The organism is Paenibacillus sp. TAB_01, assembly GCF_043945595.1.
Classification (GTDB): Bacteria; Bacillota; Bacilli; order Paenibacillales; family NBRC-103111; genus Paenibacillus_S.
In genome coordinates this window covers 1,018,339-1,042,671 of the sequence record NZ_JBIFNP010000001.1, presented here as the reverse complement: position 1 = coordinate 1,042,671, position 24,333 = coordinate 1,018,339, and the positions used below count along the sequence as shown (strand labels likewise).

Here is a 24,333-nt window from a genome sequence, read left to right as displayed (position 1 = left end):
CCTGCATGCAAAAAGGCCCCTTCGCCGATACTAACGGCAAAGAGGCCCGGGAGAACATAGTTTACATTTGCGGCGACGCCGCAAGCAGTCTGCGGAACTTCCGGTACATAGCTAAACGCCATGGAAGCAGCATGCCGAAGGCAACAACAAAAAAGACGGCTCCGGTTTGCGGGAGCGTTACGTATTGTTCAATGACGCCGCGCAGCAGCAGCCGGACGGCAAGCAGGCCGACCAATATGAAAATAAAGGCTTTGGAGCGCACCAGGAATACCTCAGCCCCGCGCCGCTCCAGCTTCGAAAAACGAATCAACGGATAGGCGAACAAGAGCGCCCCCGCAGCAAAAGCAACGATGCCCCACAGCAGCGGAATCCGCATGGCAGGCACGACGAACATCAGAAATCCGGTGCTCATCCCTACGGGCGGAAGCAGAAGCTTCTTGGCATTGACCGGCTTATCGGTGGCGCGCATCCGGACAACAATCGCCATCACGGCGGTCATCATAGCGCCTAAGGTCAGGGTTAATTGAGGAACGGGAACATGTGCAATCTGCATTGTATCACCTCATCTGCTTAAACATTCAACGAGTCTGGTTAAAGCTCTGACTCTTTTTATTATACTCTTTTTTCGGCAGTTTGAAAGCTCAGGCTGCTGGAACTTCAGCTTGATCTCCCCTCCGCTTCCTTTTTTCCGCGAATAAATTCGATTTGGGTATGAATATGATCCTTGCTCGTATAATGCCCGTTGAACGGAAACACAATCAGCTGTTTGGAAGCGCTTAGCCGGTTATAGACACTGAATATCGTCTCGGGTATGCACACGGTATCCTTCAGTCCGACAGACATCAGCACGGGAGCCTGAATCCGCTCCTGCAGATGAAGCATGTCGAAGTAGCTGAGCGTGCGAAGCACCTGCTCCAGCTTGTCGGGATGGGCGGCGACGAATTCGGCCGCTTCCTTCAGCGAGCCCGTGGAGTGAACAATGCCGTAATCCATATGGCACATATTCGGAATATCGGCAATGACCTTCACCGGCTTCCGGCTTAGCGCGCCGACGAGCAGAGCCAGGCCGCCGCCTTGGCTTTGGCCGGATACGACCAGCCGCTCCGGGTCGATCTCGGGCTGCTGCGCCGCCCATTCCACCGCCTGCAGAGCATCGACCGCTATCGCCCGGTAATAGCTCTGGTACGGGTCGAGAATCCCCTGCGTGATCCATCCCCGGGTCATGCCGTACTGCTGGGCCAGATGATTGCCCGTCTCTCCGCCCTGCCCCCGCACGTCCACGGCCAAAACCGCATAGCCGTTCACAAGCCATGGCGCGTGCTGCTCCGGAATCCCTTTACTGCCGCTGTAGCCGTGGTACGTAATTATACAGGGCAGCTTCTCCTGCCCTTCCATAGCAAATGACGGGAGAAGCAGCCAAGCCCGGATCGGCGTCGTATCGAAGCCATGATAGGTCACCCGGTAAGCTTGTATGTAAGGAGACAGCGTCTCCACGGCCTCACGCTGTCCGTCCAGCGGCTTTGCCGCGGTTTCTTGCAGCGTCTGCTCCCAGAAACGGTCCAAATCGGCAGGAGGCGCGGCGTCAGCCTGATAGGCATATAATTCGGACAGTCGTTTATCTAAATAGTTCACCCCGGTCATCCTCCCTTTGCTTCGCGTAGTTTACAACCTGACTATACTGACTATATCTTTACTATATCACAACAGCTCTGCTGTCAGGCGGAGAAAAGACCGGGGCAACGCCTTAAATGACATAATCCAATACCTGTTCATAGGTATAGAAGCTTTTGCTGCCGCTGAGCTTGGGTGCGTAAACGTGAAAGGATACCATTCTGTGCGGGCCCGTGTTGCACATTTGATGAATTTGTCCCTGAGGAGCGTAAAGAAATTGACCCTGCTCAATCACACTGGCCCCAGCCTCATAGGCGTAGCCTTCTCTGCTGAGGCGGTACACCCGGTTCGTCAGCCGGCCTTCCAGTACATAAGCGCAGCCGATCGACGCTCCATGATCATGGATGAAGGTTTCCGTCCCAGCCGGTAAATGAACCACAATGACCTCGACATCCTCGGTTTGGTACACGACCTTGCGGCCGTAGGGCAGCAGATCCGGCTCTTCAATCCAAGGTGCCGCGAGCTCCGCGGTCAATCCCAGGGAAACGATTTTCCCTCTCAGCTCATGCGGCGTCGCGTGATTTACATGCTGAAACGCTTGCTCAATGGATTCAAGTAGTTTCATATGCTTCGTTCCACTCCTCTAAATAATAACGTTTCCTTTTGCTTTTCATAAAAAAAACTTATATCGCTTCTGGAATGATATACATGTATGCGCAAAGAGGCCTATGGGTGTTTGTACGCTCGGGCCCATAACGAAACAAAAAAAGAACGCCATGACCGAATCTTATTAGTCATGGCGTTCCAACGAACTACGAATGATGTTTGTTCAGTAAATTATAGATGACCTGCGCGCTTTCCGCACGGGTGGCGAAGCTGAGCGGGTCCAGACGGTTCGACTCCTTCCCGTCCATTAACCTCCACTGAACGGCGGGACGGGTATAAGGCTTAGCCCACTCGCTGATTTGCGATTCATCCGCAAACGGCGAGACTTCCGCGTCATTCGCTTCTCCCTTTATTCCAAGATACTCATGTGCCCTGACCAGCATCGCAGCCATCTGTTCTCTGGTCACGGGGCGGTCCGGAGCAAACCTTCCTTCCTCTTCCCCGTCAATCACTCCTGCTTCCACTGCCGCTGCGACAGATGACGCATACCAGGCGTCCGGCAATACATCGGAAAATCCGGCCGGTTCGCTCTTGGCTTGAAGTCCCAGGCCTCTGGCCAGAAGGGCCGTAAATTCGGCCCGGGTAATAAGCCGGGCCGGCGAGAACAGCTCCTCCGAGGTGCCTTGAACGATATGCCAGGCTGCCAGCTGTTGAACCGCCGGAGCGGCCCAATGCTCTGCGGGCACATCCGCGTAGCTTTTATTATATTCCAGCACGGCATAGGTGCTGAAATGGTTCAGCTCCGCCTGCATTACACCGTCCTTCAGGCGGCCGCCGGCATACTCCATAGAGCCGTCATCGGCGATTCGGTAAACGCCCAGCAGAGCCGGGTCAGCCGCTGCGCTCACCTGAAAGGATACGAGAATCGGCTGATCAAAGACGGAGACCGGCGTAACCGCTCCTGCGGCGGAATGCAGCGAAATCGAGAAATCAAACCATTCGCCCGCGGCGCTTAACTGCGCTCCTGAGGATGAAGACACAAGCTTCAGCAGCTCCGCCCGGGAATCCGCAGCCACCGGCTTGATCCCGATATGCAGCTTCGAGTCCTGAAGCGCTGCTGCCAGCCCGCCAAGCTGGGCTTTAATCGATTGAAGCGCTTGTCCGCTGAAGGTCAGCGTCACGCCGTCGCGGGCAATCGTCAATTGCTGACGATCCAGCACAGCGCCAGGCAGGACCGCCGTCTGTTTATCGGCAGGAAGCGTGACCGCTGCCTGATCATCCGCCAAGCTGGCGGGATCCACGATCAGCTGCTCGTCTGCGCTTGCTTCCGTCGTATCCGCGGTTCCTTCCGCATCCGGCGCCGGCGTCGCTGCGCCGGAACCGCCGGTGCTGGAAGAACCATTATCGGACCGATGCTTTGCCGTTACGGTAAGCTCTGCATCCACAACCGCATCCCCGTAAGCCGCTGTAATGACCGTACTCCCCGGGGCTAACGCGCTCAGCAGACCATGCGCGTCTACCGTGGCAGCGGCAGCATTGCTGCTTGTGAACACCGTGCCGGCCGTCACATCCGCCGCCGGTTCATGTCCCTTGCTCTGCAGCACGCTGAGCTGCTTCTGGCTGCCTTGAATCAACGGAGCCTCCGCCCCTTGAATCACAAGGCCGTTATAAGCGGCCCAATCGTTTAAATTCAGCTGCTGCACCTTATCGAGCGGCTGCAGCGCCGTGGTCCGGTACGTGTTCGCTCCCGATTCGAACAGGATATACAGCTGTCCGTCCCGGTCGAAGATGCCCTCAGCCATGGGCGGCAAGCCTAGAGCGCCGTTCGTCGCGATGCGGTTCGGCGAGTCGAGAAACCATACGGGCACATTGTACTGCCCCATGGCGACGGTCGTATCCGGCGCGAGCCCCAAGCCGATCGGCTGCTTGTAGCGCAGCAAATTGCTTCCCTTTGCGCGGGTAAAGGATTGGGTCAGGATGATTTGATCGTCCATCACGTCGACCCCTTGAATATTGCCGGGAATCGATAAAACGTAATCCGGCACGAGCGCATCGTTGACACTCGGCTGATCGGCTCTTGCCAGATCCGTCGCCTCATCCAGCTTGTAGCCCGCGAGCCAGGCGCCGTACGTTTCCTGATCCCGGTTTACCAGCTTATGGTTGTCGTCCGTAGGATAATTCGGCTCCTCATAATATTCGCCCACCCATAAAACGCCGTTCCGGTAAGCGGCCAAGGAGGCCCTCGTCGGAGTCAGCAGCTTATCCGCAAATTGGATCTGCCCTTGATCCGCTGCCTGGACGATTGTCTCCAGCGGAATTCGGTATAAATAGCTTCCCGACGCAATCCATGCGTTCTCCCGGCTAACGGCGACACCGCCTGCATGGCCGGTATACGGCGCATTATTTTCCTGGTACAGGTTCAAGGACTTGACCATCTGTCCGGTACTCGCGTCAACGACGGACAAGGTGCTCGGTCTGCCGTCGTCCCGGTAATTCGAGATCAGCATCCAATTCTTGTCTTCATAATAGGCCATCCCCTGCGGTACTACATCCTGCATTAAGCCGGGAACTACCGCTCCGGGCACGCTCAAGTTCCAGAAGTCAGGGAACAAGGAAGGATCCGACGGTTCGCTTCGGTCCTGCTGCGTAACCAGCTGGTGGCCGGGAACCGCCGTCACTTCTGCCGAAGGAGCGGACTCGTTGCCGTAAACGTCCACGGCCGATACCGTAAACGCATAGCCGGTATTTCCGGTGAGCAGCGACACGACAGCCTGATGCTTGGTTACGGGAAGCTGCAGCTCCTGCTGACCGTTCTTATAAACGCGGTAAGCCGCAAGGTCGGCTTCGGCATTCGGATTCCAGCTTAACGTCACTTGACCGTCCCCCGCCGCTGCCTTCACGCCTGCAGGCACTGCAGGCGGCTGTATGTCGGAACCGGGCAGCGCGGCAAGCTGTCCGCCGATTAATTGACCAGGGGTAGGATCTACCTTCGCTGCCGTTTTTCTCATCTGGTTCGTACCGTCAACAGGGTAGCCGAACACGATGCTCGTATTCGTCTTCACGTCCGTTCCGGTGTCATTGTAGGAGGCTCTGACCGTTTCGTTCCCATCGGCATCCTGCAGAACGACCGTTTGCTTCGCGGTATTGATTAATCCGCTAACGTCGTCAATCGGCACAATGGAGCTCTCCGGGACGTATTTCTCCGAATAGGAGGAATAGAAATTATGGTTGAAGGCATCCTTGCCGATTGCTGCCAATTCTCCCTTTCTTGTCCAGAGCAGCAGCGTCTCGTGGGAGCCGATGACCGCCGGCCGGTCGATGGTCTTCTGCCAGCTTTTGGTCGGATCCGAACTCTCCAGCTTCAGCGTATACCCTTGCAGGTCGATAGCATTCTCGCTGTTGTTATACAGCTCGACATATTCGAACGCGTCGTAGCCCGAATAATGATTATCCGTATCGGGAACCAGCTCGGTAATCATCAGCTTCGGCGCCGGCGCGACGCCGGGGACGGCCCGCACCGCATCCGATTTCCCCGATTCGTTCCCGGCTCTATCGTAGGCGGACAGCTCGAACCGATACGCCCTGCCCGGTGTCAGGGAAGTCAGCTGGGCTTCGTAGACCGTTGAAGCGACGGTTTGGAGCATCGTGCCGTCCATATAAATACGGTACCCTGCCGTATCGCTTTCCGCATTGGGCGCCCAGCTCAAGGCAACGCTCCCCAGCCCGGCCGATGCCGTCAAGCCTTGCGGCGCCGCCGGGGCCGTCGTATCGACTACGGCTTGCGGAATCGAGGCCACCACGGCGGAGCCGGGCGATTCGTCCCCGTTCTTATCCACGGCGGTCACGCGGAACCGGTATGCCGTATCGTTGTCCAGGCCGGTTACGCTGTACGTCGTGCTTGTTACCGAAGCCGGCTGCTCCGCCCCCGCACGATACACTTTGTAGCCGGCAATGTTCGGTTCTTCATTTGCCGACCACGACAAATTCACGCTCTGATTGCCGGGCTGCGCCGTTACCCCGGTTGGCGGCTTCTGGCCCGGAATTTGACCGCTGGCCAAGGTGCCGGGAGTCGCTGTCTGGCCGTTAGCCAGCTTCGCCATTTCGACGCCGCTTCCGGAATAGCTGTAAGTGACGCTTTTATCCTTAATCCCGTCGGTAATACCGGCATCGTTAATATAAGCGCTCACCAGGACATTGCCCGAAACGTCGGCCAGAGCGATCCGCCGTTTGGCGCTGTCATGCAGGCCCTGTCCGCTTGTCGTCAGCTTGACAGGGTAAACCTGGTCTATCCGTCAGCTGCACGCCGTAATTCCCGTTGAAATCGGCCAAGGCGTTCGGACCGGTAGGACTGTTTAGATTATCGAGCTTTTGCAGCCAGAGAACCATCGCGCTTCTCGGCTGGATCGTTTTGTTGAGCAAAGTCCACTCGTTGGCGAATGTCGTGTAAGGACTCGCGCTGTAATATCTCAGCCTGTAATGGTCCAGATTGATTTCGTGAGAGGTATCATTATAAATTTCCACATACTCGTATGCTTGATTGCTTCCGCTCGATGCGGGAACGACCTCCGTGATAAGCAGTTCGGGATCATTTGTAAGCGCATACAATTGTGATGGTATGAACAACCCGTTCAAAGAGTACCATAAGACGGCCAGGATCAGAGCCGTAACCGCCGTATTGCCATAACGTTTGTTTCTCACTGCTTTCCCTCCTCAATTCAAGTTTCGCCGAGAAGACGAAAAGCCCGGCGCAGGCATGTCCGGCAGACCGCGAAATATTTTCCGCAACCTGCCTGACTGCATGCAACCCGGGCTTCTCTTGTTCTCCAGCCTGTGATTACACCGATTCGGTGACGCACTGCTTCCATTTGTCCAGCTCATTCGTGCAAATCCATACGTTAGGATACCGCTTGCGCAGCTTCCGCATCTCTTCCTCGTCATCTATCGTCCAAGCGATTAACTGAATGCCCCGCTCCCCGCACTCCTGAACAAAAGCATCCGTCAAATAAATGTATTTGACCGATACGTAGCGCGCTCCCAGCTGTTCCGCAAGAGGAAAGACCGAAGGGGTCGCTCCGTAAATGACCAGTCCCAAATCAATCTCCTTGGACAGCTGCCGCATCCTTTGAATGGAATAATGGTCGAAGGAGGTAACGAAGACTTGATCGCTGACGCCGCATTCGGCTATCACCTCAAGCACCTTTTCCTCTAATCCCGGATAAAGATCTCCGCTCTGCTTCAGCTCGATATCCACCAAAACCCGGTCTTTGGCCAAAAGCAGCACTTCTTCCAGCGTCGGAATAGCCTCTCCTCCGCCTGCATCCAGCCTGCGCAGCTCCTCCAGGGTAAAATCGGCTACCTTTCCTTTGCCGTTCGTCGTGCGGTTGACCGTCGTATCATGGATAATAACGGGAACGCCGTCTTTGCTCAGCTGGACGTCCAGCTCCAAATGACTGAATGACAAATCCATTGCCGCCCGGAACGAAGCCAGCGTATTTTCCGGAAGTTTTTTGGGATAGCCTCGGTGCGCCAATCCAGGAATTTTCATCGTTCTTCCTCCTGCCTGTATGTTGTTCTGCCTCCTCCTGATCATAACCCATGCAGCGCCTTAGACCAACCGTTATTTTACAGGGAGGATTTGGATGCGGTCCAACGCATAGCTGGAAGAGCTGCGATACAGGGTTGCGCCCGATTCAAACAAAATATACAAGGCGTCTCCGGACTCAACGATCCCCTCCGACATCGGAGGAAGCGCCAGCTGATCCGTTTGGTTCTTGCTGTCCAGGAACCATACGGGCACCTTCGTCGAGCCTATGGTCACCTCGGTATGCGACTGCTCCGACAAGCTGTTCTTGAACGTAAGCAGCGCGCTGGCATTGTTGCGCCCAAAGGACTGGCTCAGCCGGATGCGGTCCTTGCCTACATACATCCCTTGAACGCTGTCAGGCAGCGATAAAATATAATCGGGCACTGGCTGCCCGCCCTGCTCTCCGGATTGTACGGCTGCCGGCAGATCCGTTGCCGGATCGAGCTTGTAGCCCTCCGCCCACGCTTTATGCTGCTTGCCGTCCCGATTGGTTGCGTAATGCGTTTCTTTGGTCGGATAATCTTTGCCCCGGGCAAACTCCCCGATCCACAGCACCCCATCGGAATAAGCGGTGAAGGAGGCGCGCGTATCGCTCTTCACCGAGTCTTGAAATACGAGCTTGCCGCCGTCCTCGGCCTTCGCGATGTCATCCATATTCAGGATGCTCACTTCTTCCCCGGAAGAAACCCATACATGCTTGGGGCTCGCCGCAATCCCGCCGGCATGGCCGTTATACGGGGTCGCCGCGTTTTTATACAGCTCTACGACCTTGACTACCTTCCCTGTCGCCGCATCGGTGACAGACAGCAGACTGGACTTGCCTCCTTCCCTGTAATAGGAAATGAGGATCCACTGCTTCTCCTGAACGATGGCAAGCCCTTGCGGAACGGCGCCCTGCAGCAGAGCTGGCACGATGGGCCCTTCTTTTCGCTGCTGCAAGAAAGTCTTGATCTCCGGCATGTCCACGCGTATCTTAATCCCCGTGTCCTCTTGCGTAAAGCCTTTGGCCTGCTGGCTCGGCTTCGCTGGATCGGCGGCTGCGGCTGCGGCTGCGGCTTTCTCAACCTGTACGGGAACCCCGCCTCCCGGCGGCTTCTGGCAGCCCGATAGCGCCAGAGCGGCCGAGCAGATCAAAGCGAATACTATGATGCCCTGCTTCATGCTTCCCCCTTGGATTACTGCCCGACCGACTGGTACAGTAAGGCTTTTAATCGGGCGGGATAATCGGTAATAATACCGGATACGCCGTACTCGATCGCCTGCAGCATGTCCTCTTCACGGTTGATGGTATACGGATACACCTGCAGCCCTTGCTCTACGGCGTCGCGTACGTCTTCCTTATCGATCCGCTTAAAATTCGGGTGAAGCGAGTAGACCAGAGCCCCGATCGTCGATACCAGACCCGAATGGCGGCCCAGGTTCACATCATACAGCAGCCCCAGTCTCACTTCAGGCTCCAGCAGCTTAAGGAACAGCAGGCTCTTATGATCGAAGGAAGAGACTACTACCTGATCCACCCGGTTCTTGCGCTTCATCAGCTCGACAAGCGCCTGCTCCAGCTTGCGGCCGTATGAATCCTTGATCTCGACATTGATCATGATATGCGGCGGCACCGCATCGAACACTTCCTCCAGCAGAGGCACGCGCTCTCCTGCAAAGCTCTCGTGAAACCATCGCCCGGCATCGGCCTGCTTGATCTCCTCCACCGTCAGCTCATGCACGCGGCCTGTCATATCTGTCGTCCTATCCAGCGTAGCGTCATGGATGACGATCAGCTCGCCGTCCTTGGACAGATGGATGTCCAGCTCAATGGCATCGCAGCCCTGATCCACGCCGAGACGGAAGGCCGCCAGCGTGTTCTCCGGAGCTTCGCCCTTCGCTCCGCGATGGGCAATGTTCAAAACGTTAGGAATGGTTGACATGGTTCATACTCCTTTTCGCGTCGCATGGCAGGCGGGCCCAGCAGGAAGAAGCATTGGAGACGTTAACGCTGTCTTCAACACTTCCCTGCTTCGGGCCCGGCTTTATTTAAAAGTTGAGCTTGCCATTGCGGCCACTATATATTTTTGAGCGAATATAAATACAATCACAATCGGCAGGATAACGACAACGCTGGCCGCCATCAGCAGGTGCATGTTCAACGCTTCGTTACCGGCTATCGAATCCCGCATCATCGCGATCCCCACCGTCAGCACCCGCATTTGATTCGAGTTCGTCATAATCAACGGCCAGAAGTACGAGTTCCAGCTGTGAATAAAGCTGATAACGACCATCGTCGCCACTGTCGGCAGCGCCATCGGCGTCAAGATCCGGTACAGCACCTGCATCCGGTTGGCGCCATCCACCTTTGCCGCTTCGATCACATCGTTATTGATCGAGCGGAACGTTTGCCGCAGCAGGAAGATCCCGTAAGCCGAAGCCGCATGAGGAATGATCAGCGCGTAGTACGTGTTGATCCAATGAAGCTTCGACATCATGACGTACACCGGTACGAAAATGACCTGTTCCGGTACGATCAGCGCCGCAAGCACCAGCAGAAACCATTTGTCTCTCCCGGCGAACGAGCCCTTGGCAAAGGCATAGGCCGCCATGATGCCGATGTTGATCTGCAGGACGACAATGCCTACCGTCTGGATGATCGTGTTGACCGTAAAGCGGTAGAACGGCACCGTGTCGAAGGCGTCGATGAAGTTTTCCCACATCAGCTTCTCCGGCCAGAAGGTCGGCACAGCCAGCCTTAATTCGGCAGGTGTCTTGAAGGATGTAATCAGCATCCAATAAACAGGGAAGAACATCAGCGCCGTCACGAGTAAAGCGATAACTATACGGGTAGTTTTCGTTAGAGAGTGCATCATTTGTCTATTAACCTACCCTTCATAATGAACTGTTTTCCTGGAGATGAACATTTGAAGCATCGTCAGCAAAATAATGATAATGAAGAAAATAACGACCAGCGCAGAGGCTCTTCCTGTCTTGAATTCGGTAAAGGCCATCTCATAAATCCAGTAAACCATCGCCTTCGTCGATTCCAGCGGACCGCCATTGGTCATAATGTCAACGGACTGGAACACCTGCATGGAAGAAATGAAGTGCGTAATGACAAGAAACAAAGTCGTCGGAGACAGCAGCGGCAGCGTAATATGCCACAGCTGCGTCCATTTGGTCGCCCCGTCAAGCCCGGAGGCTTCATAATATTCGATCGGAATGCTTCTCAGGCCGGCAATGAAGATAATCATCGTAAAGCCGACCCCTTTCCACACGGATACTACGACGAGAACCCATAAAGCCGTACGCGGATTGGTCAGCCACTGCACCGGCTCCATCCCGAACAATTTAAGCAATTCGTTCAATAAGCCGTATTGTCCGTTAAAGATCCACAAGAAGATCATCGAGACGATAACCATGGAGATATAGTGCGGCATAAAGATGAACGTTCTCAGGAAATTGAAGAACCGCGACGTCGAATTGAAGAGCAGCGCCAGCAGAAGCCCCAGAACCAAAGTAATCGATACATCCAGAATCATGTAGGTAAAGGTGATCCTGAGCACGTTATAAAACGTATCGCTCGTAAACAAATACACATAGTTGTCAAATCCGATAAATTTTTTGATCGGCTTCGTCATATTCCAGTTCGTAAAGCTCAAATAAAAGGAATTCAGCATCGGATAATAAATGAAAACAAGCAATAATATCAACGCAGGCAGCGCAAAGGAGAAATCTTTGAGAGCCTCAAGCTTCCGGAACCGGGATCGCTTACTTTTTCTGATTGCTTCCTGCTGTGTACCGACCGGTCGGCTGTCCATCACCTTCATAAAGCGAGTCCCCCCTCTCAAGCTATTGTTTTACTGGTAATCCTTTATAATCGCGTTCATATCTTTGACGGCGTCTTTCATCAGCGGTACGGGATCAGCATTTTCCAGAATCATTTTGCCGACCACTTCCATATACTTCTTGCTGAACTCAGGATAAGCCGGATGCTGCGGACGGCCTACTACGTTGTCGAAGTTATCGAATACGGCTTTGTACTGCGGCAGCTTCTCAAAATATTTCTTGCCCTCGTCGGTGTTCAACACGGACTTATGCGTCGGCAGATACCCTGTGCCTTCGGCCCATTTGATGTTGTTCTCGGCGCCGGTCATAAACTTGACGAACTTCCATGCCGCTTCCTTCTGCTTCTCCGGCGCACCGTCCATAATGACGATACCGGCGCCGCCGATGTGCGACTTGCGTTCTTTATCTCCAGGGATGAACGAAACGCCAACCTCGAATTTTGCATTTTCCAGATACGTTTTGATAATCGCGGACGAGTGCTGAACCATCGCTACTTTACCGTCAAGGAACATTTGGCGCATCGTATCGGATGCTCCCTTACCGTAGCCCATCTGCAGGGAGCCGTCCTGCATCCACTTGCGGAAGTTTTGAATCCATCTTAAGCTGTCCGGCTGGTCGAGCTGCGTCGTTTTATGATCAGGGCTTAGAATCGAGCCGCCCCCGTTGGAAACCCAAGGATCGTAATACCAGGTATCCCAGCCGGGAACCGAGAAGGCATAACGCGTCGTCTTACCGTTTTCCTTCAGCGTCACCTTTTTGTTGAAATCTTCGATTTCAGCCCATGTTTGCGGCGGCTTCACGCCAAGCTGGTCCAGCATCGTCTTGTTGTACACCATCACGCTCGTGCTGACGATCAGCGGGAAACCGTATTGCTTGTTGTTGTAGGAGTAGGCTTGCAGCATGCCTTTGGAGAAGTCGTTCAGATCCACATTATCCCGCTTGATATACGGGGTCATGTCGGCAAATACGCCGCCGTCGGCAAAAGTCGGAAGCACGGATACCTCCACATTCGTGACAGCCGGCACTTCTTTGGCCGCTACAGCCGCCTGCAGCTTTTTATGCAAATCCGTGTAGGCGCCTTGGAATACGGGCTCTACGGTAATGTTCGGATACTTCTTATGGAATTCGGCAATCATGTAGTTCAAGGCTTCAATTTGCGTATCGGCGTGGGAATGCCAGTATTGAATCGTGATCGGCGTATTGTCCTCCGCCGCCGTCTTGGCGTCCTCCACTTGACCCGAGCCGGACGAGCACCCGACTATCGACATCATCAAGGCGAGCGACGCCGCCGGAATCGTAAACCATTTTTTTCTCATCATATTTCTTACCCCTCTCGATTTATTAAAGCGCTATCATACATGTGGGAAAAGCGTTCACTTGGTCTGCATGCCGCCCTCAAGCTCAAAATGAAGGCAAAAAAAGATCACGAGAGAACGTCAAGGGACACCTGCTGCATTAGGCTGCAAGCAAGCTGTTGTCCCCTGGATTATCTCATGATCTCCGCATCCAAGTGATATTTGATATAGAAGTCTAAAACCTTCTTAACAAAAGAATGTCACAACATGAAAGCCTTGTCAATAACAATGCGGCCTGTTTTTTCCTGGGAATCTATAACGCCCTTGAGCTTTGTATGCCCGTATAGCTGTAAGTTTTTCCATAATTGGATTCCATCATAATGACATCGCTGCTGTGGGAAATCTGCTCGATCGCCCGGATCAGCTTCTCTTTGCTGTTCGCTTTCACACTGAATTTGAGCTCCATCACAGGCTCGGACTCATCCTCCATCGTGGTAAGCTCCTCCAGCTTCATCTTCATATTCACAATCTGAACGCCCTGTTCGCCGAATAATGTGGAAATTCGCCCGACGACGCCGGGCCTGTCGAACATGCGGATCATCACTTCCTGATGCCTGCGGTGGCTTAGCATATGCTTCTCCCATTTGTTGAGGGCGAACAGACTGATCAGCACGATGACCGTGGCCAGACAAGCGCAGTAAAAGAAGCCTGCCCCCACGCAAAGGCCAATCGCCGCCACAACCCAGATGGAAGCCGCTGTCGTCAAGCCCGATACCGTCGACCCGTTGCGCATGATGGCGCCGGCGCCTAAGAAACCGATCCCGCTGATGACCTGTGCCGCCAGACGCGCGGGGTCCGTCCGGACATTAGGTTCCACGATAAATTCGCTGAAGCCGTAAATCGACAGCAGCATAATGCTCGCCGCACCTATACAGACTAGAATATGGGTACGTAAGCCCGCCGCATGATTGCTCCACTCCCGCTCAAAGCCGATCAGCCCGCCCATAACCGCCGCTTCGAAAATACGCAGGGTCAATTCCAGGTGAGTGATATGCCAAATACTGTTCATCTCCTGCTGCCTCCTTACGACGTAGCCTGCTGCTGCCCTTCTTCGTTCGCCGGGAGCTCATGAATATTGCGGAACAGCTGCCGCAGCATCTCACGCTGAGCCTCCTTCTGTCCTGCATTCAACTGAAGAAGATCGGAGAGCAACTGCAGTACCGTATCTTGAACCTTCTCCGCTTTTTTCAAGTTAAAATACGAACCAGCCCGAGCGCAGCCGAAGAAAATCCGCTGCCGTTACTGTCATTTCTTCCTCAACGGAATACATTAACTGCGCATACAGGCACTGCTCGTGCCGAGGCAGCTTTAACCGTGCGGCATCGGGCAGACGCTTCATAACCTCAAGCGTATTCGTCCCGTAAATCTCGATCCAGCCGCGCATCGTTTGCTCATCTACCCCTTGGGCGATGCCGGATTTCAGCATTTCCTTCTTCCAATCGCTATACGTCGCCCCCTTTAATGTTTCTCCGCCGCTGATCGTAATTTGATCCGTCGTGCAGGAAGGATACGAGGGGCCCCCGTTGTGCTGCAGCTCTTTTACGACCAGATCCACCACCTTCTCGGCCATTTTGCGGAAACCGGTCAGCTTCCCTCCGGCAATCGTGATCAGCTTGCTGTCCGATATGAAGATTTCATCCTTGCGGGACAGCTCCGACGGTCCTTTGCCTTCCTCGTAAATCAGCGGCCGCAGCCCTGCCCAATGGGAGCGGATATCGTCTACCTTGAGCTTGACAGCCGGAAACATCGAGTTGACCGCCCGGATCAAATAATCGCGGTCTTTCCCGCGTTGTTCTGGGCTGCTCAATCGAGGAGGTATAGGCCGTATCCGTCGTGCCGATATAGGTCACATCTCCCCGCGGAATGACGAATACCATCCGCCCGTCCGGCGTATCAAAATAAGCGGCCTGATGGATCGGCAGTTTATGGTAATCCACTACCAGATGCACGCCTTTGGTCAGGAACAAACGTTTGCCTTTCAGCGATTTATCCATCGCCCTCACCTGGCTCACCCAAGGACCGGCGGCATTGACGATATGCTTGGCAAATATCTGCGTCCGGGTATCGTGAATCCGGTCGTGGGCCTCGACTCCTACCGCCTTTCCGTCGCGGTAAAGGAACTGCGTTACCTCCGTATAGTTGACGATCAGGGCGCCGCGTTGAAAGGCTGTTTTGAACACATCGAGCGTTAACCGGGCGTCGTCGGTCCGGTACTCGAAGTACAAGCCTCCGCCCCTCAGACCCTCCTTCTTCAATAGAGGCTCCTGTTCCATCACCGCCTTTCGGCCAAGCATTTTACGCCGTTCTTTACGGGCGACGCCGGCAAGCCAATCATAAATGTACAGTCCGACGGAAGACGCCCAGTACCCGTAAGTGCCTCCCTTGTAAATCGGCATCAGCATCGGCGCCGGAATGACCAGATGCGGGGCGTTCTTATACAGAATCGCCCGCTCCCTTCCTACTTCCTGGACGAGCTTGACCTCTCCCTGCTTTAAATACCGCAGTCCTCCGTGGATGAGCTTCGTGGAACGGCTGCTCGTGCCGGAGCCGAAATCGTTCTTCTCCAGCACCCCTACCTTGAGCCCGCGGGCTGCAGCGTCAAGCGCAATGCCCGCCCCGGTAATTCCGCCGCCGATCACGAGCAAATCCAGCTCCTCGTCCTCCATTTGGTTCAAGATCTGCTGTCTGCTTCCTGCTGAAAATGCGATCTTCATGCCAACAATCCCTCCGTGTGACAACCTCTCTTGAGGTCTTATGCCGTTCTAATGCTGTCATATAAAAAACCTCTTTGAAAAAGGACAGACGGGTAGACTTCCGCCATGCCTTTTTCAAAGAGGTTTCTCTTCGTCTCATACCACTTTGAAAACGCTATGTGATTGTATGCTCAGCCTGTTCCAACTGTTCAAACCGTTACCAAAGCTTCGAAGTACCTACCGATACGGCCAGTGCCCCTGCTCTAAGCGCTTCGTCAATCTCCTCTTGATTGCTTACCAATCCGCCTGCGATGATAGGAAGCGGTGTCATATTGGTCATCTCGCGTATGACCCGCGGCATAATGCCGGGCATCACTTCAATGGCGTCCGGCTGGCTCTGCTCGGCCCCTTTGATTCCCCGGTACACCGCGTTGTTATCGATCAGGAACATGCGCTGGATCGCCATTAAGTGCGACTCCTTGGCCGCGCGAATCAGATTGCTTTTGGTTGAAATGAGGCCGGTAGGCTTAATGTTGTTGGCCATGTAAGCGACCCCAGTCTTGTCGGGCGCCAGGCCTTCAATAAATTCCATATGGACAAACACATGCTTGCCTGCGGCTTTCACCTTCTGAACCAGCTCGTCAATGTTAAACAGGGAGCCGGTTAGCAAAAAGACAATATTCGTTTCGCTTTGAAGCGCCAACTCCAGATCTTCTTCCTTCTTGACAGTCGCGATAGTCTGGTTCTCTACTAGATCGACGATGGGGTATATCATACGGTTCCCCCCTTTCTAAATAAAACCATTATAGCACGACTTGTCTACAGCCCCACGATTTCTTTAATCGTGTTTAACACATATTTGGGACGGTCCGGCGACTGCTCCGCCATTTCCTTGGTCGTGACGCCCGTCAGCACGAGCACGGAAGCCATGCCGGCCTCATTGCCCATGCGGATATCCGTCTCCAGCCGGTCGCCGATCATGAAGCAGTCCGCATAGCTTAAACCCAGATGCTCCACGGCCGCCTCGGCCGCGATCAGCGACGGCTTCCCCGCCACGAGATCGATCGATTTGCCCGTCGCCGCCTCCAATGCGGCAATAAATGTGCCGGTGTCGGGAATTTGACCGCTGTCCAGCGGGCAGGTGGCGTCCGGATTGGACGCAATGATTTTGGAGCCGTTCATAGCGGCTTGGTATACGATGTTGAGCTTATCGTAAGTAAACTGGCGGTCCCACGACAGTACCACGTAATCCGGCTTCTCGCAGTCATCCGTCAAAGAGATGCCGTGCTCTCTGAGCTCGTCGTGAATCGGTGCCTCCCCGATCACAAAGACGCGGTCTCCCGACTGGACGCGTTTCTTTAAATACCTTGCCACAATCAAGGAAGAGTTCAGCACGTCCTCCACTTGGGTCGGGATGCCCATCTTGGTAAGCTTCTCGGCATAGGATTGTCTTGTAGCAATAGGCTTATTGGATAAGAATACGACACGATCGCCCCTTTCCCTCAGCACCCGGATGACCTCGGCCGCCCCTTCGATCATTTTGTCCCCCAAGTAAATCGTACCATCCAAATCGAATACATATCCCCTCATCGTATCTGCCTCGCTTCTCAAGTAATAAGGATTAGAAAAAAACAAAAAAACCCTTATTCCACAGCAATCATTCCCTCTCCACAGGAAAGGAAATCATTGCTAAGGGTAAGGGTTTCTCGGGTATACTCAAACCTGACCTTAAAGCAAATGTATTGAATTAATTTGAATTATAAGACGCTGGCCGGCTTTCTGTCAACACTTTTTATAAACGCTTTCACCGGCACCGTATTTTTTTCAAAAGCCACGCCCGGTGTCTAGCGGCCGTGCGCGGAGCATTACCCGGGGCCAGATGTCTCCCCGACAGGCAGGGTGACGATAAACTGCGTTCCCGCACCAGGCGAGCTCTGCACCTTCACGGTTCCCTTATGCGTGTCGACGATCTTCTTCACAATGGACAGGCCCAGGCCGCTGCCGCCGCTCTCCCGGTTCCGCGACTTATCCGCCTTGTAGAACCGTTCGAAGATGCGCTCTTGCTCCTCCACCTTGATTCCTATGCCGGTATCGGCGATCCGGACGGACGCCTCAGCCGGGCTGAGCTGCAAAGAGATAGTGATTGTGCCCCCGGAAGGCGTAAACTTGATGCTGTTATGGATGAGATTCACCCAAACCTGGCTCAGCATCTCTTCATCGGCCCGAATGGTAGCCGGCGTCAGCTCCAGCTCCATTTCGATCCCTTTCTCCAGCCACTGCGGCTCACAGGCCAGCACCAGATTGCGCAGCTGCTTATCCAGCCGGAAATCCGAGGGCTGGAACCGGTGAAAGTCGGATTCCAGCGAAGACAGCTTCAGCAGGTTGTCGCTCAGACGGGATAGCCGGGTGCTCTCCATCTCGATGATGCGCAGATAATGCCTCCGTTCTTCCTCTGTCAGACTCTCGCCGCCAAGCGCCTGCGCGAAGCCCCGGATCGAGGTTAACGGAGACTGAATTTCGTGAGAGACATTGGAAATAAACTCCTGCCGCATCGCCTCCATCTCTTTCAGCTTCTCCGTCATTTCGTTCACACTGTCGACCAGCACCTCCAGATGGCCCAATTTGCGGCGCGGATCCCGATTCAAGCGGACATTGAAGTTTCCCTTCCCGATCTGCCGGAACACCTCTCTCACCTCCTCAAACAAATGAGGCTGATGCCTTTGGGTAACAAGAACGAGAATGCTGATCGTACCGAACAGAAGAATAAGGCCGCCGGCCATATTAATCAGCTGCACGGCCAGCATCGGAAGCTCGATTTTATAATACTGAAGCAGTCTATACGAAATATAGTAAACGACCGCGCTGCTGCCGAGCATACAAAGCATGGCGACTGTAATCCCAAGGAGACGGTGAACAATATCCTTCAGCTTGCCGGGTTTCATGCTTCACCGACCTCCAGCCTGTAGCCGAGCCCGCGGATCGTCTTTATTTTACAGGAGCAGCCGTACTCGTCCAGCTTATCCCGGATCCGGTTCACATGCACGTCCAGCGTACGCTCGTTCCCCTGATAATCGAAGCCCCATATATCCTCGATCAGCTGCTCCCGCGGCAGGGTGCGGCCGGGGTTGGAGGCCAGCTTGAACAGCAGCTCGAATTCCTTCAGCGGCACCGTTACCGCCTGCCCGTTCATCGTCACTTCAAAGGTGCGGCGGTTCATCGTCAATTCGGCGATCTGGATCATTTGGGAAATCTCGATCCGATAGCGCTTCAGCAGCGCCTTGACACGGGCCACCAGCTCCGCCGGCTCGAACGGTTTCACCAAATAATCGTCAGCCCCCGTCTCAAAGCCTCTTACTTTGTGGACGGTCTCGCCCTTGGCTGTCAGCATAAGCACAGGCAGCTCGTAGTCCTTCCTCAGCTCCTCGCACATTTGCCAGCCGTCCATGTTCGGCATCATAATGTCCAGAATGACCATCTCCACCTTTTCGCGCTCCAGCACCTCCAGCGCTTTGCTGCCGTCCGAGGCCTCCAGCGTCTGAAAGCCGGCTTGATTCAGGAACACCCGAATCAGCTCGCGGATATGGGCATCGTCATCAACAATCAATATAACTGGCATGAGGTTGTCAGCCCCCTTTCCTCACAATTGGATCTGCGCCTGCGGCGCAGGAACGGTCTGCACGCGCAGCTGCTGATCGGCAAATTCCTTGTACACGGCGTGTCCCCGGTACAGCTCATCATGCGTGCCGGTGCCGGTTACCCGGCCTTTCTCGATCACGACGATCTGGTCGGCATCGACGACCGTCGACAGCCGGTGGGCGATGACGAGAGTCGTCCGTCCCCGCATCAGATTCGTTAGCGCCTGCTGCACGACCGCCTCCGAGCGGCTGTCCAGGCTTGAAGTCGCCTCATCCAGCATCAAAATTTGCGGATTGCGCAGCAGTGCTCTGGCAATGGCGATCCGCTGGCGCTGCCCGCCGGACAGCTTGATGCCCCGCTCTCCTACCTCCGTCTCATATTGCAGCGGCAGCTCGCGGATGAAGATATCCGCGTAAGCCATCCTGGCCGCAGCCTCCAGCTCCTCTTGGGTGACGTCTCTGTCCATCCCGTAGGTGATGTTATCTTTGATCGTGCCTGCCACGAGCGGGCTTTCCTGCGAAACGTAGCCGATCTTGCTGCGCCAGGAATGCAGCGAATAAGCGGTAACATCTTCTTCTCCCAGACGGATCGATCCGTTCTGAGGGACATAGAACCGCTCAAGCAGCGAGAAGAGCGTCGTCTTGCCGCTTCCGCTCGGGCCTACAATCGCAGTCACCTTTCCCGGCTTCGCCTGGATGGTAACCTCCTTCAGCACCGGCTCGCCTTCGTTATAACCGAAGCTGACCCGCTCCAGCGCAATTGCTTGGCCGGCTTCATGCACCGCTTCTCCCGCCGCAAGGCTTTCCTCCGCCACCGCAAACGTGTCGATAATCCGTTCCGTCGCTCCGATCGCTTTTTGGGCTTGGGTGAAGAATTGGGTAATTTGCGTAATCGGCATCACAATTTGAAATAAGTATAAAATGAATGCCACCAAATCGCCAGACGTCAGCTCGCCGGATGCGACCCGCATCCCGCCATACCCTATAATGGTGACGAACAGCAGCATCAGCACAAAATAAATCAAAGGCGATACAAACGCCTGAACCTTGCTTTCGCGCAGGCCGAGCTTGAGCAAATTCGTAATGCCGTCTTTCCCCTGCTCGTACTCGACGCTTTCGGCATTGGACGCTTTAACAAGCCGGATATCGGATAAAACCCGGTTCAATACGGAGGTAAACCGCGCGGTTTCCTCCTGCATTCCCTTCGAGATCCGGTACATTTTACGGCCCATCGGCATCAGCACCAGCATCGACAGCGGCACGGCAAGCAGCATCAGCAGCGTCATGCGCCAATCGAGATACAGAAGCACGATAATTGAGCCGACAATGGAAATAATACCGGTAATGAAGCTGCTGAGATGCTCCGTGACCAGATTTTTTACGACGCCGGTATCGTTCACCATGCGGCTGATCATATCCCCCGTCTCATGCTTGTCGTAAAAAGGGATCGGCAAATGCAGCAGCTTTTGCCACAGCTTGTCGCGCAGCGAGGCAACGATCCGGTTGCCTGCCCAGCTGAGCAGAAACACGGAGATGCCTCCGGCTGCCGCCTGAAAAATAAATGCCGCTCCCAGCCAGGCGAGCTTCATTTTATCTATCGATTCAAGGGAAAATTGATTGACCACGTCTTTGGTCAGCAGCGGTATACTGATGCCGACGAGCGTCGCTCCCACGCTCAATGCCAATGCTATAGACATTAACAGGATCGGCGGCTTCGTTCCCCGGATCAGCCTGGCGAAATCGCCCCAGCCTTTCTTGCGTCCTGCTTGTTCCATGTTCTTCTTCCTCTCCGGTTAGTATCGTTCGATAACAAGATATCTTATCCTTGTAAACTGAATATAAACCGGATGGCTTGCGCCGGTTATGAAATTGCGGTTCCATCCGCTCCTTAAAGTCATTAAGCACAAAAAGGCCATGCGGCCGGGAAATGCCTCAGCAGTTCCTCTCGTGCATGACCTGATAAAATAAGAATAACCATCGGCTTTCGTCAAGGCCGCTCAAAAACTTACGGAGAGTACGGAATCGTTCTGTAGAAGCGAAAGCGTTCGCCTTTGTCCCTGGATTTCAGCCGCTAAAAGCGGAAGGTAATCAATGAAATACAGGGACATCAGCGATCCGAACCATGTTCCGTACTCATAGCGATGACTTTCTCAGCGGCCTCGCTTTCGCCGGGAGACGTCTCGCTTTAGACGGCGGATGGGGCCTTAGTGCTCCCGCTTCCGCCCCGGCTGATGAGCGGGCTGTGAGTCTACCCGCGCCCCATCCTCCAGCCGGAGCCATGAGTCGAAGCCTCGCTTCCCCTCCGTAAGCTTGATCACTCTGGCCCCGCGCGGCCAGCCCTCGCGCCCGTAGGTGTTATAGCCCGTTGCCCTCCCGTAACATAGACGCATCCCGTGCAGCTCGCCCCAGTAGTCGTTTACGTGGTCGTGACCGACGAACACGCCGTCGATATTGCCCTGCTCCAGCATCGCGGCGAACATCCCCGAGTTCACCTTCGGGCTCGCCACCCCTTCGTGCTTCTCGCCGAAGCAGGACTCGTGCTCCCACACCTCCACATATTCCGGCAGCGGAATATGGAAGAACATCAACCCGGGCAGCGGCCTTCCGCCATTGTCCGCCGCATACCTGCGGGACTCATCCGCATACCAGCCGATCTGATCGCGGCGGATCCAATCGTAGCCGGGCAGCAGCGGCTTCGCATATTCCCCCGAATCCATCGCATACAGAACGGCAGCGATGGATTCGTCATTGCCGTAAACGGGCAGCGTATAATTGCCGATGCCGGTCACCGTCTCCGGCCCGGCCTCCGACAGGCAGGCGGCATGCTCCCGCTGTACCTCCAGCAGCTCCGCTTTCGTTACAGCGCCTTCCGCATCGTGATTGCCGAAAACGGCCGCCCACGGAATACCGCTGCGGTCGACAGCCTTCACCGCTTCCCGGTAAGCCTGCCTGGGATCGGCAATACCGCCGCTTTCAATCGTATCGCCCGTCAGAAAGACCAGATCGGGCTGCTCCTTCTCCAAAACGAGCTCAACGAGCCGCTCCGTTTGACGGTCCCGTTCTCCTCCCTGCTTCCAATGCAGATCCGTTAACTGTACGATCGTAAACGTCCCATCCTGGCGGAACTTCAAGGACTGACGCGGCATTGATCCGTGCATAGGTTCAGAACCCCCTTATTGATCCATGAAATGAAGAATATCTCCATCTAGCTTCGGCGTCCGCCCCAGTTCTCCTGCCGGACTTTACATACGTTATTCCGCTTTTGCTTCCCGGATGGCTTTATTACTGTAGCGCCGCGTCCCTTCCTTTGGTACAATGACTTTTATTCGATGAAGAAGGAGGCCGCGGCATGCCCGGTTTTTTATTAGATTTGGACGGTACGTTATATCATGGGGATCGCCCCATTGCCGGAGCGGCTGAATTTATCGCCTGGCTGAATAAAAATCAGTTTCCATATTTGTATGTAACGAACAATTCCTCACGCACCCCTGAGCAGGTAGCCGCTCATTTGGAGAAGGTCGGTATTGCGGCCCGCGCCGATGAAGTGCTGACCTCCGCCCAAGCCGCAGCGATGTATATGAAGGAGCAGAAAAGCGGCGGCAACGTCTATCTCATCGGGGAGTCCGGTCTGGAGCTGGCTGTTCGGGATGCGGGCTTTCATACCGATACGGAGCGCCCGGCGGATTTCGTCGTGCAGGGCATCGACCGGAGCTTCAGCTATGAGAAGCTTGCGGCGGCAGTCCGCCGCCTGCGCGCGGGAGCAGCCTACGTGCTGACGAACCCGGATCACCTGCTGCCGTGGAACAACGAGCTGCAGCCGGGGGCCGGCTCCATAGCCGCCTCGATCGAAAAAGCCAGTGAAACGCAGCCCGTCGTCATAGGCAAACCGTCCCCTATCATTATGAACTACGCCATCGAGAGACTCGGGCTTCCGAAGGAGCAGATCTGGGTGGTCGGCGATAACCTGCGGACTGACATTCAAGGCGGTCTCGCAGCGGAATGCCATACGGCTCTGGTGCTTACGGGGCTGCTGACGCGGGATACTGTGGAGGAATATATCGGGCGCACCGGTCTCCGGCCGGAGCTCATCTGCGATAATCTTCAGCAGCTGGCGGACCGGCTCGCCTCCGAAGGAGAGTAATCTATCTCCGCTGGCTGCAGTCCCTTGACCGCGCAGCCCGGACAGGCGGTCCCTTCCTGGATGTTCGATCGCGTTCATCCGTGATTGTATTAAGCTGACCTCAAAGCTTCCTGTAACGGCAAAAAACCGGATTTCTCGAATGCGAGAGATCCGGTTTTTCATTAAACTGCCGCTTCATTGCGGCCGATGAATCCATGGCACAGCGTTGGCGCAATACGCGGAAACCGATCGGACGGCATCCGTGTCCCCTAGAGGCCGGCAGTTGCTTCGTTGACTCATACTTCATGCGTCATCCTGAGCATTATCCTGATCCTCATCCAGGTTGAGCGGGGTTCCTTTCTCACCGAGACGCCCGTCGCGGGCATCCCGGACGATCCTCTCCAGCCACCGGAGCTCCGCCATGCCATGCTCGTAGCCCAGCATCATCAGATGCAGCACGCTGCGGGGCACCGTCGGAATATGCTCCTCGTACACCGCCCACAGCTCCTTGACTTTCTTCCGCTGCTCCGTCAGTTTTTTTTGCAGGATCAGCTCAATTTTGTGGGGGTCCCCATATTTGGCGAACACGAGGGCCGTGCTCATCGGATGAAACACCTGCTTTTGCCCCATAAATTGCTGGTGCAGCAGCTCCTGGAAGAGCTCCTGTCCGGAAGCCGTAATCCGGTAGATCGTCCGGTCCGGCCGGCTGCTGTCCTTGACCACTTCCACCGGCTCGATATAGCCGTCTTTTTTTAATTGATCGATGGCATAATACAAAGAGCCTTCCTGCACTTTGACGTAATGATGCATGGCGCGGTCTTTCATCGTCTGCCGGATTTCGTATGGATGGCGGTCGCCCTCCATCAGCAATCCCAATATAACCAGCTTCATTGACATG

23 protein-coding genes are annotated in these 24,333 nt (G+C 54.9%); 1 reads left to right on the top strand and 22 read right to left on the bottom strand.

Going from position 1 to position 24,333, the window contains the following annotated elements; genetic code table 11:
- Window positions 1–61 precede the first annotated feature (61 nt).
- The 21 genes from ACHHV8_RS05100 to ACHHV8_RS05000 form a co-directional block, all read right to left on the bottom strand.
- The gene (locus ACHHV8_RS05100) at window positions 62–553 is read right to left on the bottom strand and encodes a CcdC family protein (RefSeq protein WP_395157309.1); all 492 of its coding nucleotides are present in this window, start codon (window positions 551–553) and stop codon (window positions 62–64) included.
- Window positions 554–657: 104 nt separating this feature from the next.
- Entirely contained in the window at window positions 658–1,632 is a 975-nt protein-coding gene (locus tag ACHHV8_RS05095; protein ID WP_395157308.1) for an acetylxylan esterase, read from the bottom strand.
- Window positions 1,633–1,744: 112 nt separating this feature from the next.
- A complete protein-coding gene (locus ACHHV8_RS05090) occupies window positions 1,745–2,236 on the bottom strand; it encodes a cysteine dioxygenase (protein WP_395157307.1) in 492 nt (163 codons plus the stop codon).
- A gap of 187 nt (window positions 2,237–2,423) precedes the next feature.
- On the bottom strand, window positions 2,424–6,404 hold the full coding sequence (locus ACHHV8_RS05085; RefSeq protein ID WP_395157306.1) for a fibronectin type III domain-containing protein: 3,981 nt from the start codon (window positions 6,402–6,404) through the stop codon (window positions 2,424–2,426).
- 49 nt (window positions 6,405–6,453) lie between these two features.
- Window positions 6,454–6,915, bottom strand: a complete 462-nt coding sequence (locus ACHHV8_RS05080; protein WP_395157305.1) for a lamin tail domain-containing protein — start codon at window positions 6,913–6,915, stop codon at window positions 6,454–6,456.
- 136 nt (window positions 6,916–7,051) lie between these two features.
- Window positions 7,052–7,762 (bottom strand): glycerophosphodiester phosphodiesterase, encoded by a 711-nt coding sequence (locus ACHHV8_RS05075; RefSeq protein ID WP_395157304.1) that lies wholly within the window; start codon window positions 7,760–7,762, stop codon window positions 7,052–7,054.
- Window positions 7,763–7,834: 72 nt separating this feature from the next.
- Window positions 7,835–8,962: a YncE family protein gene (locus ACHHV8_RS05070; protein WP_395157303.1), complete on the bottom strand. Its 1,128-nt coding sequence runs from the start codon at window positions 8,960–8,962 to the stop codon at window positions 7,835–7,837.
- Between the two features lie 14 nt (window positions 8,963–8,976).
- The gene (locus ACHHV8_RS05065) at window positions 8,977–9,723 is read right to left on the bottom strand and encodes a glycerophosphodiester phosphodiesterase (protein ID WP_395157302.1); all 747 of its coding nucleotides are present in this window, start codon (window positions 9,721–9,723) and stop codon (window positions 8,977–8,979) included.
- 102 nt (window positions 9,724–9,825) lie between these two features.
- Window positions 9,826–10,656, bottom strand: a complete 831-nt coding sequence (locus ACHHV8_RS05060) for a carbohydrate ABC transporter permease (protein WP_395157301.1) — start codon at window positions 10,654–10,656, stop codon at window positions 9,826–9,828.
- Between the two features lie 12 nt (window positions 10,657–10,668).
- A complete protein-coding gene (locus ACHHV8_RS05055) occupies window positions 10,669–11,604 on the bottom strand; it encodes a carbohydrate ABC transporter permease (RefSeq protein ID WP_395163425.1) in 936 nt (311 codons plus the stop codon).
- A gap of 39 nt (window positions 11,605–11,643) precedes the next feature.
- Complete coding sequence (locus ACHHV8_RS05050) at window positions 11,644–12,951, bottom strand: ABC transporter substrate-binding protein (protein ID WP_395157300.1); 1,308 nt, start codon at window positions 12,949–12,951, stop codon at window positions 11,644–11,646.
- A gap of 289 nt (window positions 12,952–13,240) precedes the next feature.
- Complete coding sequence (locus ACHHV8_RS05045) at window positions 13,241–13,996, bottom strand: MgtC/SapB family protein (protein WP_395157299.1); 756 nt, start codon at window positions 13,994–13,996, stop codon at window positions 13,241–13,243.
- Between the two features lie 14 nt (window positions 13,997–14,010).
- The gene (locus ACHHV8_RS05040; protein ID WP_395157298.1) at window positions 14,011–14,178 is read right to left on the bottom strand and encodes a hypothetical protein; all 168 of its coding nucleotides are present in this window, start codon (window positions 14,176–14,178) and stop codon (window positions 14,011–14,013) included.
- A gap of 1 nt (window position 14,179) precedes the next feature.
- The gene (locus ACHHV8_RS05035) at window positions 14,180–14,734 is read right to left on the bottom strand and encodes a glycerol-3-phosphate dehydrogenase C-terminal domain-containing protein (RefSeq protein ID WP_395157297.1); all 555 of its coding nucleotides are present in this window, start codon (window positions 14,732–14,734) and stop codon (window positions 14,180–14,182) included.
- Window positions 14,622–15,701, bottom strand: coding sequence for a glycerol-3-phosphate dehydrogenase/oxidase (locus ACHHV8_RS05030; protein WP_395157296.1), 1,080 nt, complete (start codon window positions 15,699–15,701; stop codon window positions 14,622–14,624). Before ACHHV8_RS05030 ends, ACHHV8_RS05035 begins: the two co-directional genes overlap by 113 nt.
- Window positions 15,702–15,897: 196 nt before the next feature.
- Window positions 15,898–16,452 (bottom strand): glycerol-3-phosphate responsive antiterminator, encoded by a 555-nt coding sequence (locus ACHHV8_RS05025; protein WP_395163424.1) that lies wholly within the window; start codon window positions 16,450–16,452, stop codon window positions 15,898–15,900.
- A gap of 47 nt (window positions 16,453–16,499) precedes the next feature.
- On the bottom strand, window positions 16,500–17,270 hold the full coding sequence (locus ACHHV8_RS05020) for an HAD-IIA family hydrolase (RefSeq protein WP_395157295.1): 771 nt from the start codon (window positions 17,268–17,270) through the stop codon (window positions 16,500–16,502).
- Window positions 17,271–17,545: 275 nt separating this feature from the next.
- Window positions 17,546–18,622 (bottom strand): sensor histidine kinase, encoded by a 1,077-nt coding sequence (locus tag ACHHV8_RS05015; RefSeq protein WP_395157294.1) that lies wholly within the window; start codon window positions 18,620–18,622, stop codon window positions 17,546–17,548.
- Window positions 18,619–19,296, bottom strand: a complete 678-nt coding sequence (locus tag ACHHV8_RS05010) for a response regulator transcription factor (RefSeq protein WP_395157293.1) — start codon at window positions 19,294–19,296, stop codon at window positions 18,619–18,621. The genes ACHHV8_RS05015 and ACHHV8_RS05010 overlap by 4 nt, the downstream gene beginning before the upstream one ends.
- Window positions 19,297–19,317: 21 nt before the next feature.
- Complete coding sequence (locus tag ACHHV8_RS05005) at window positions 19,318–21,090, bottom strand: ABC transporter ATP-binding protein (protein ID WP_395157292.1); 1,773 nt, start codon at window positions 21,088–21,090, stop codon at window positions 19,318–19,320.
- A 429-nt stretch (window positions 21,091–21,519) separates the two neighbouring features.
- Window positions 21,520–22,473: a metallophosphoesterase family protein gene (locus ACHHV8_RS05000; protein WP_395157291.1), complete on the bottom strand. Its 954-nt coding sequence runs from the start codon at window positions 22,471–22,473 to the stop codon at window positions 21,520–21,522.
- 191 nt (window positions 22,474–22,664) lie between these two features.
- Between ACHHV8_RS05000 and ACHHV8_RS04995 the strand changes: the two genes are divergently transcribed.
- A complete protein-coding gene (locus tag ACHHV8_RS04995; protein WP_395157290.1) occupies window positions 22,665–23,456 on the top strand; it encodes an HAD-IIA family hydrolase in 792 nt (263 codons plus the stop codon).
- Window positions 23,457–23,738: 282 nt separating this feature from the next.
- On the opposite strand, the gene ACHHV8_RS04990 is transcribed toward ACHHV8_RS04995, so the two are convergent.
- The gene (locus tag ACHHV8_RS04990) at window positions 23,739–24,332 is read right to left on the bottom strand and encodes a PadR family transcriptional regulator (protein ID WP_395157289.1); all 594 of its coding nucleotides are present in this window, start codon (window positions 24,330–24,332) and stop codon (window positions 23,739–23,741) included.
- Between the last annotated feature and the right edge of the window lies 1 nt (window position 24,333).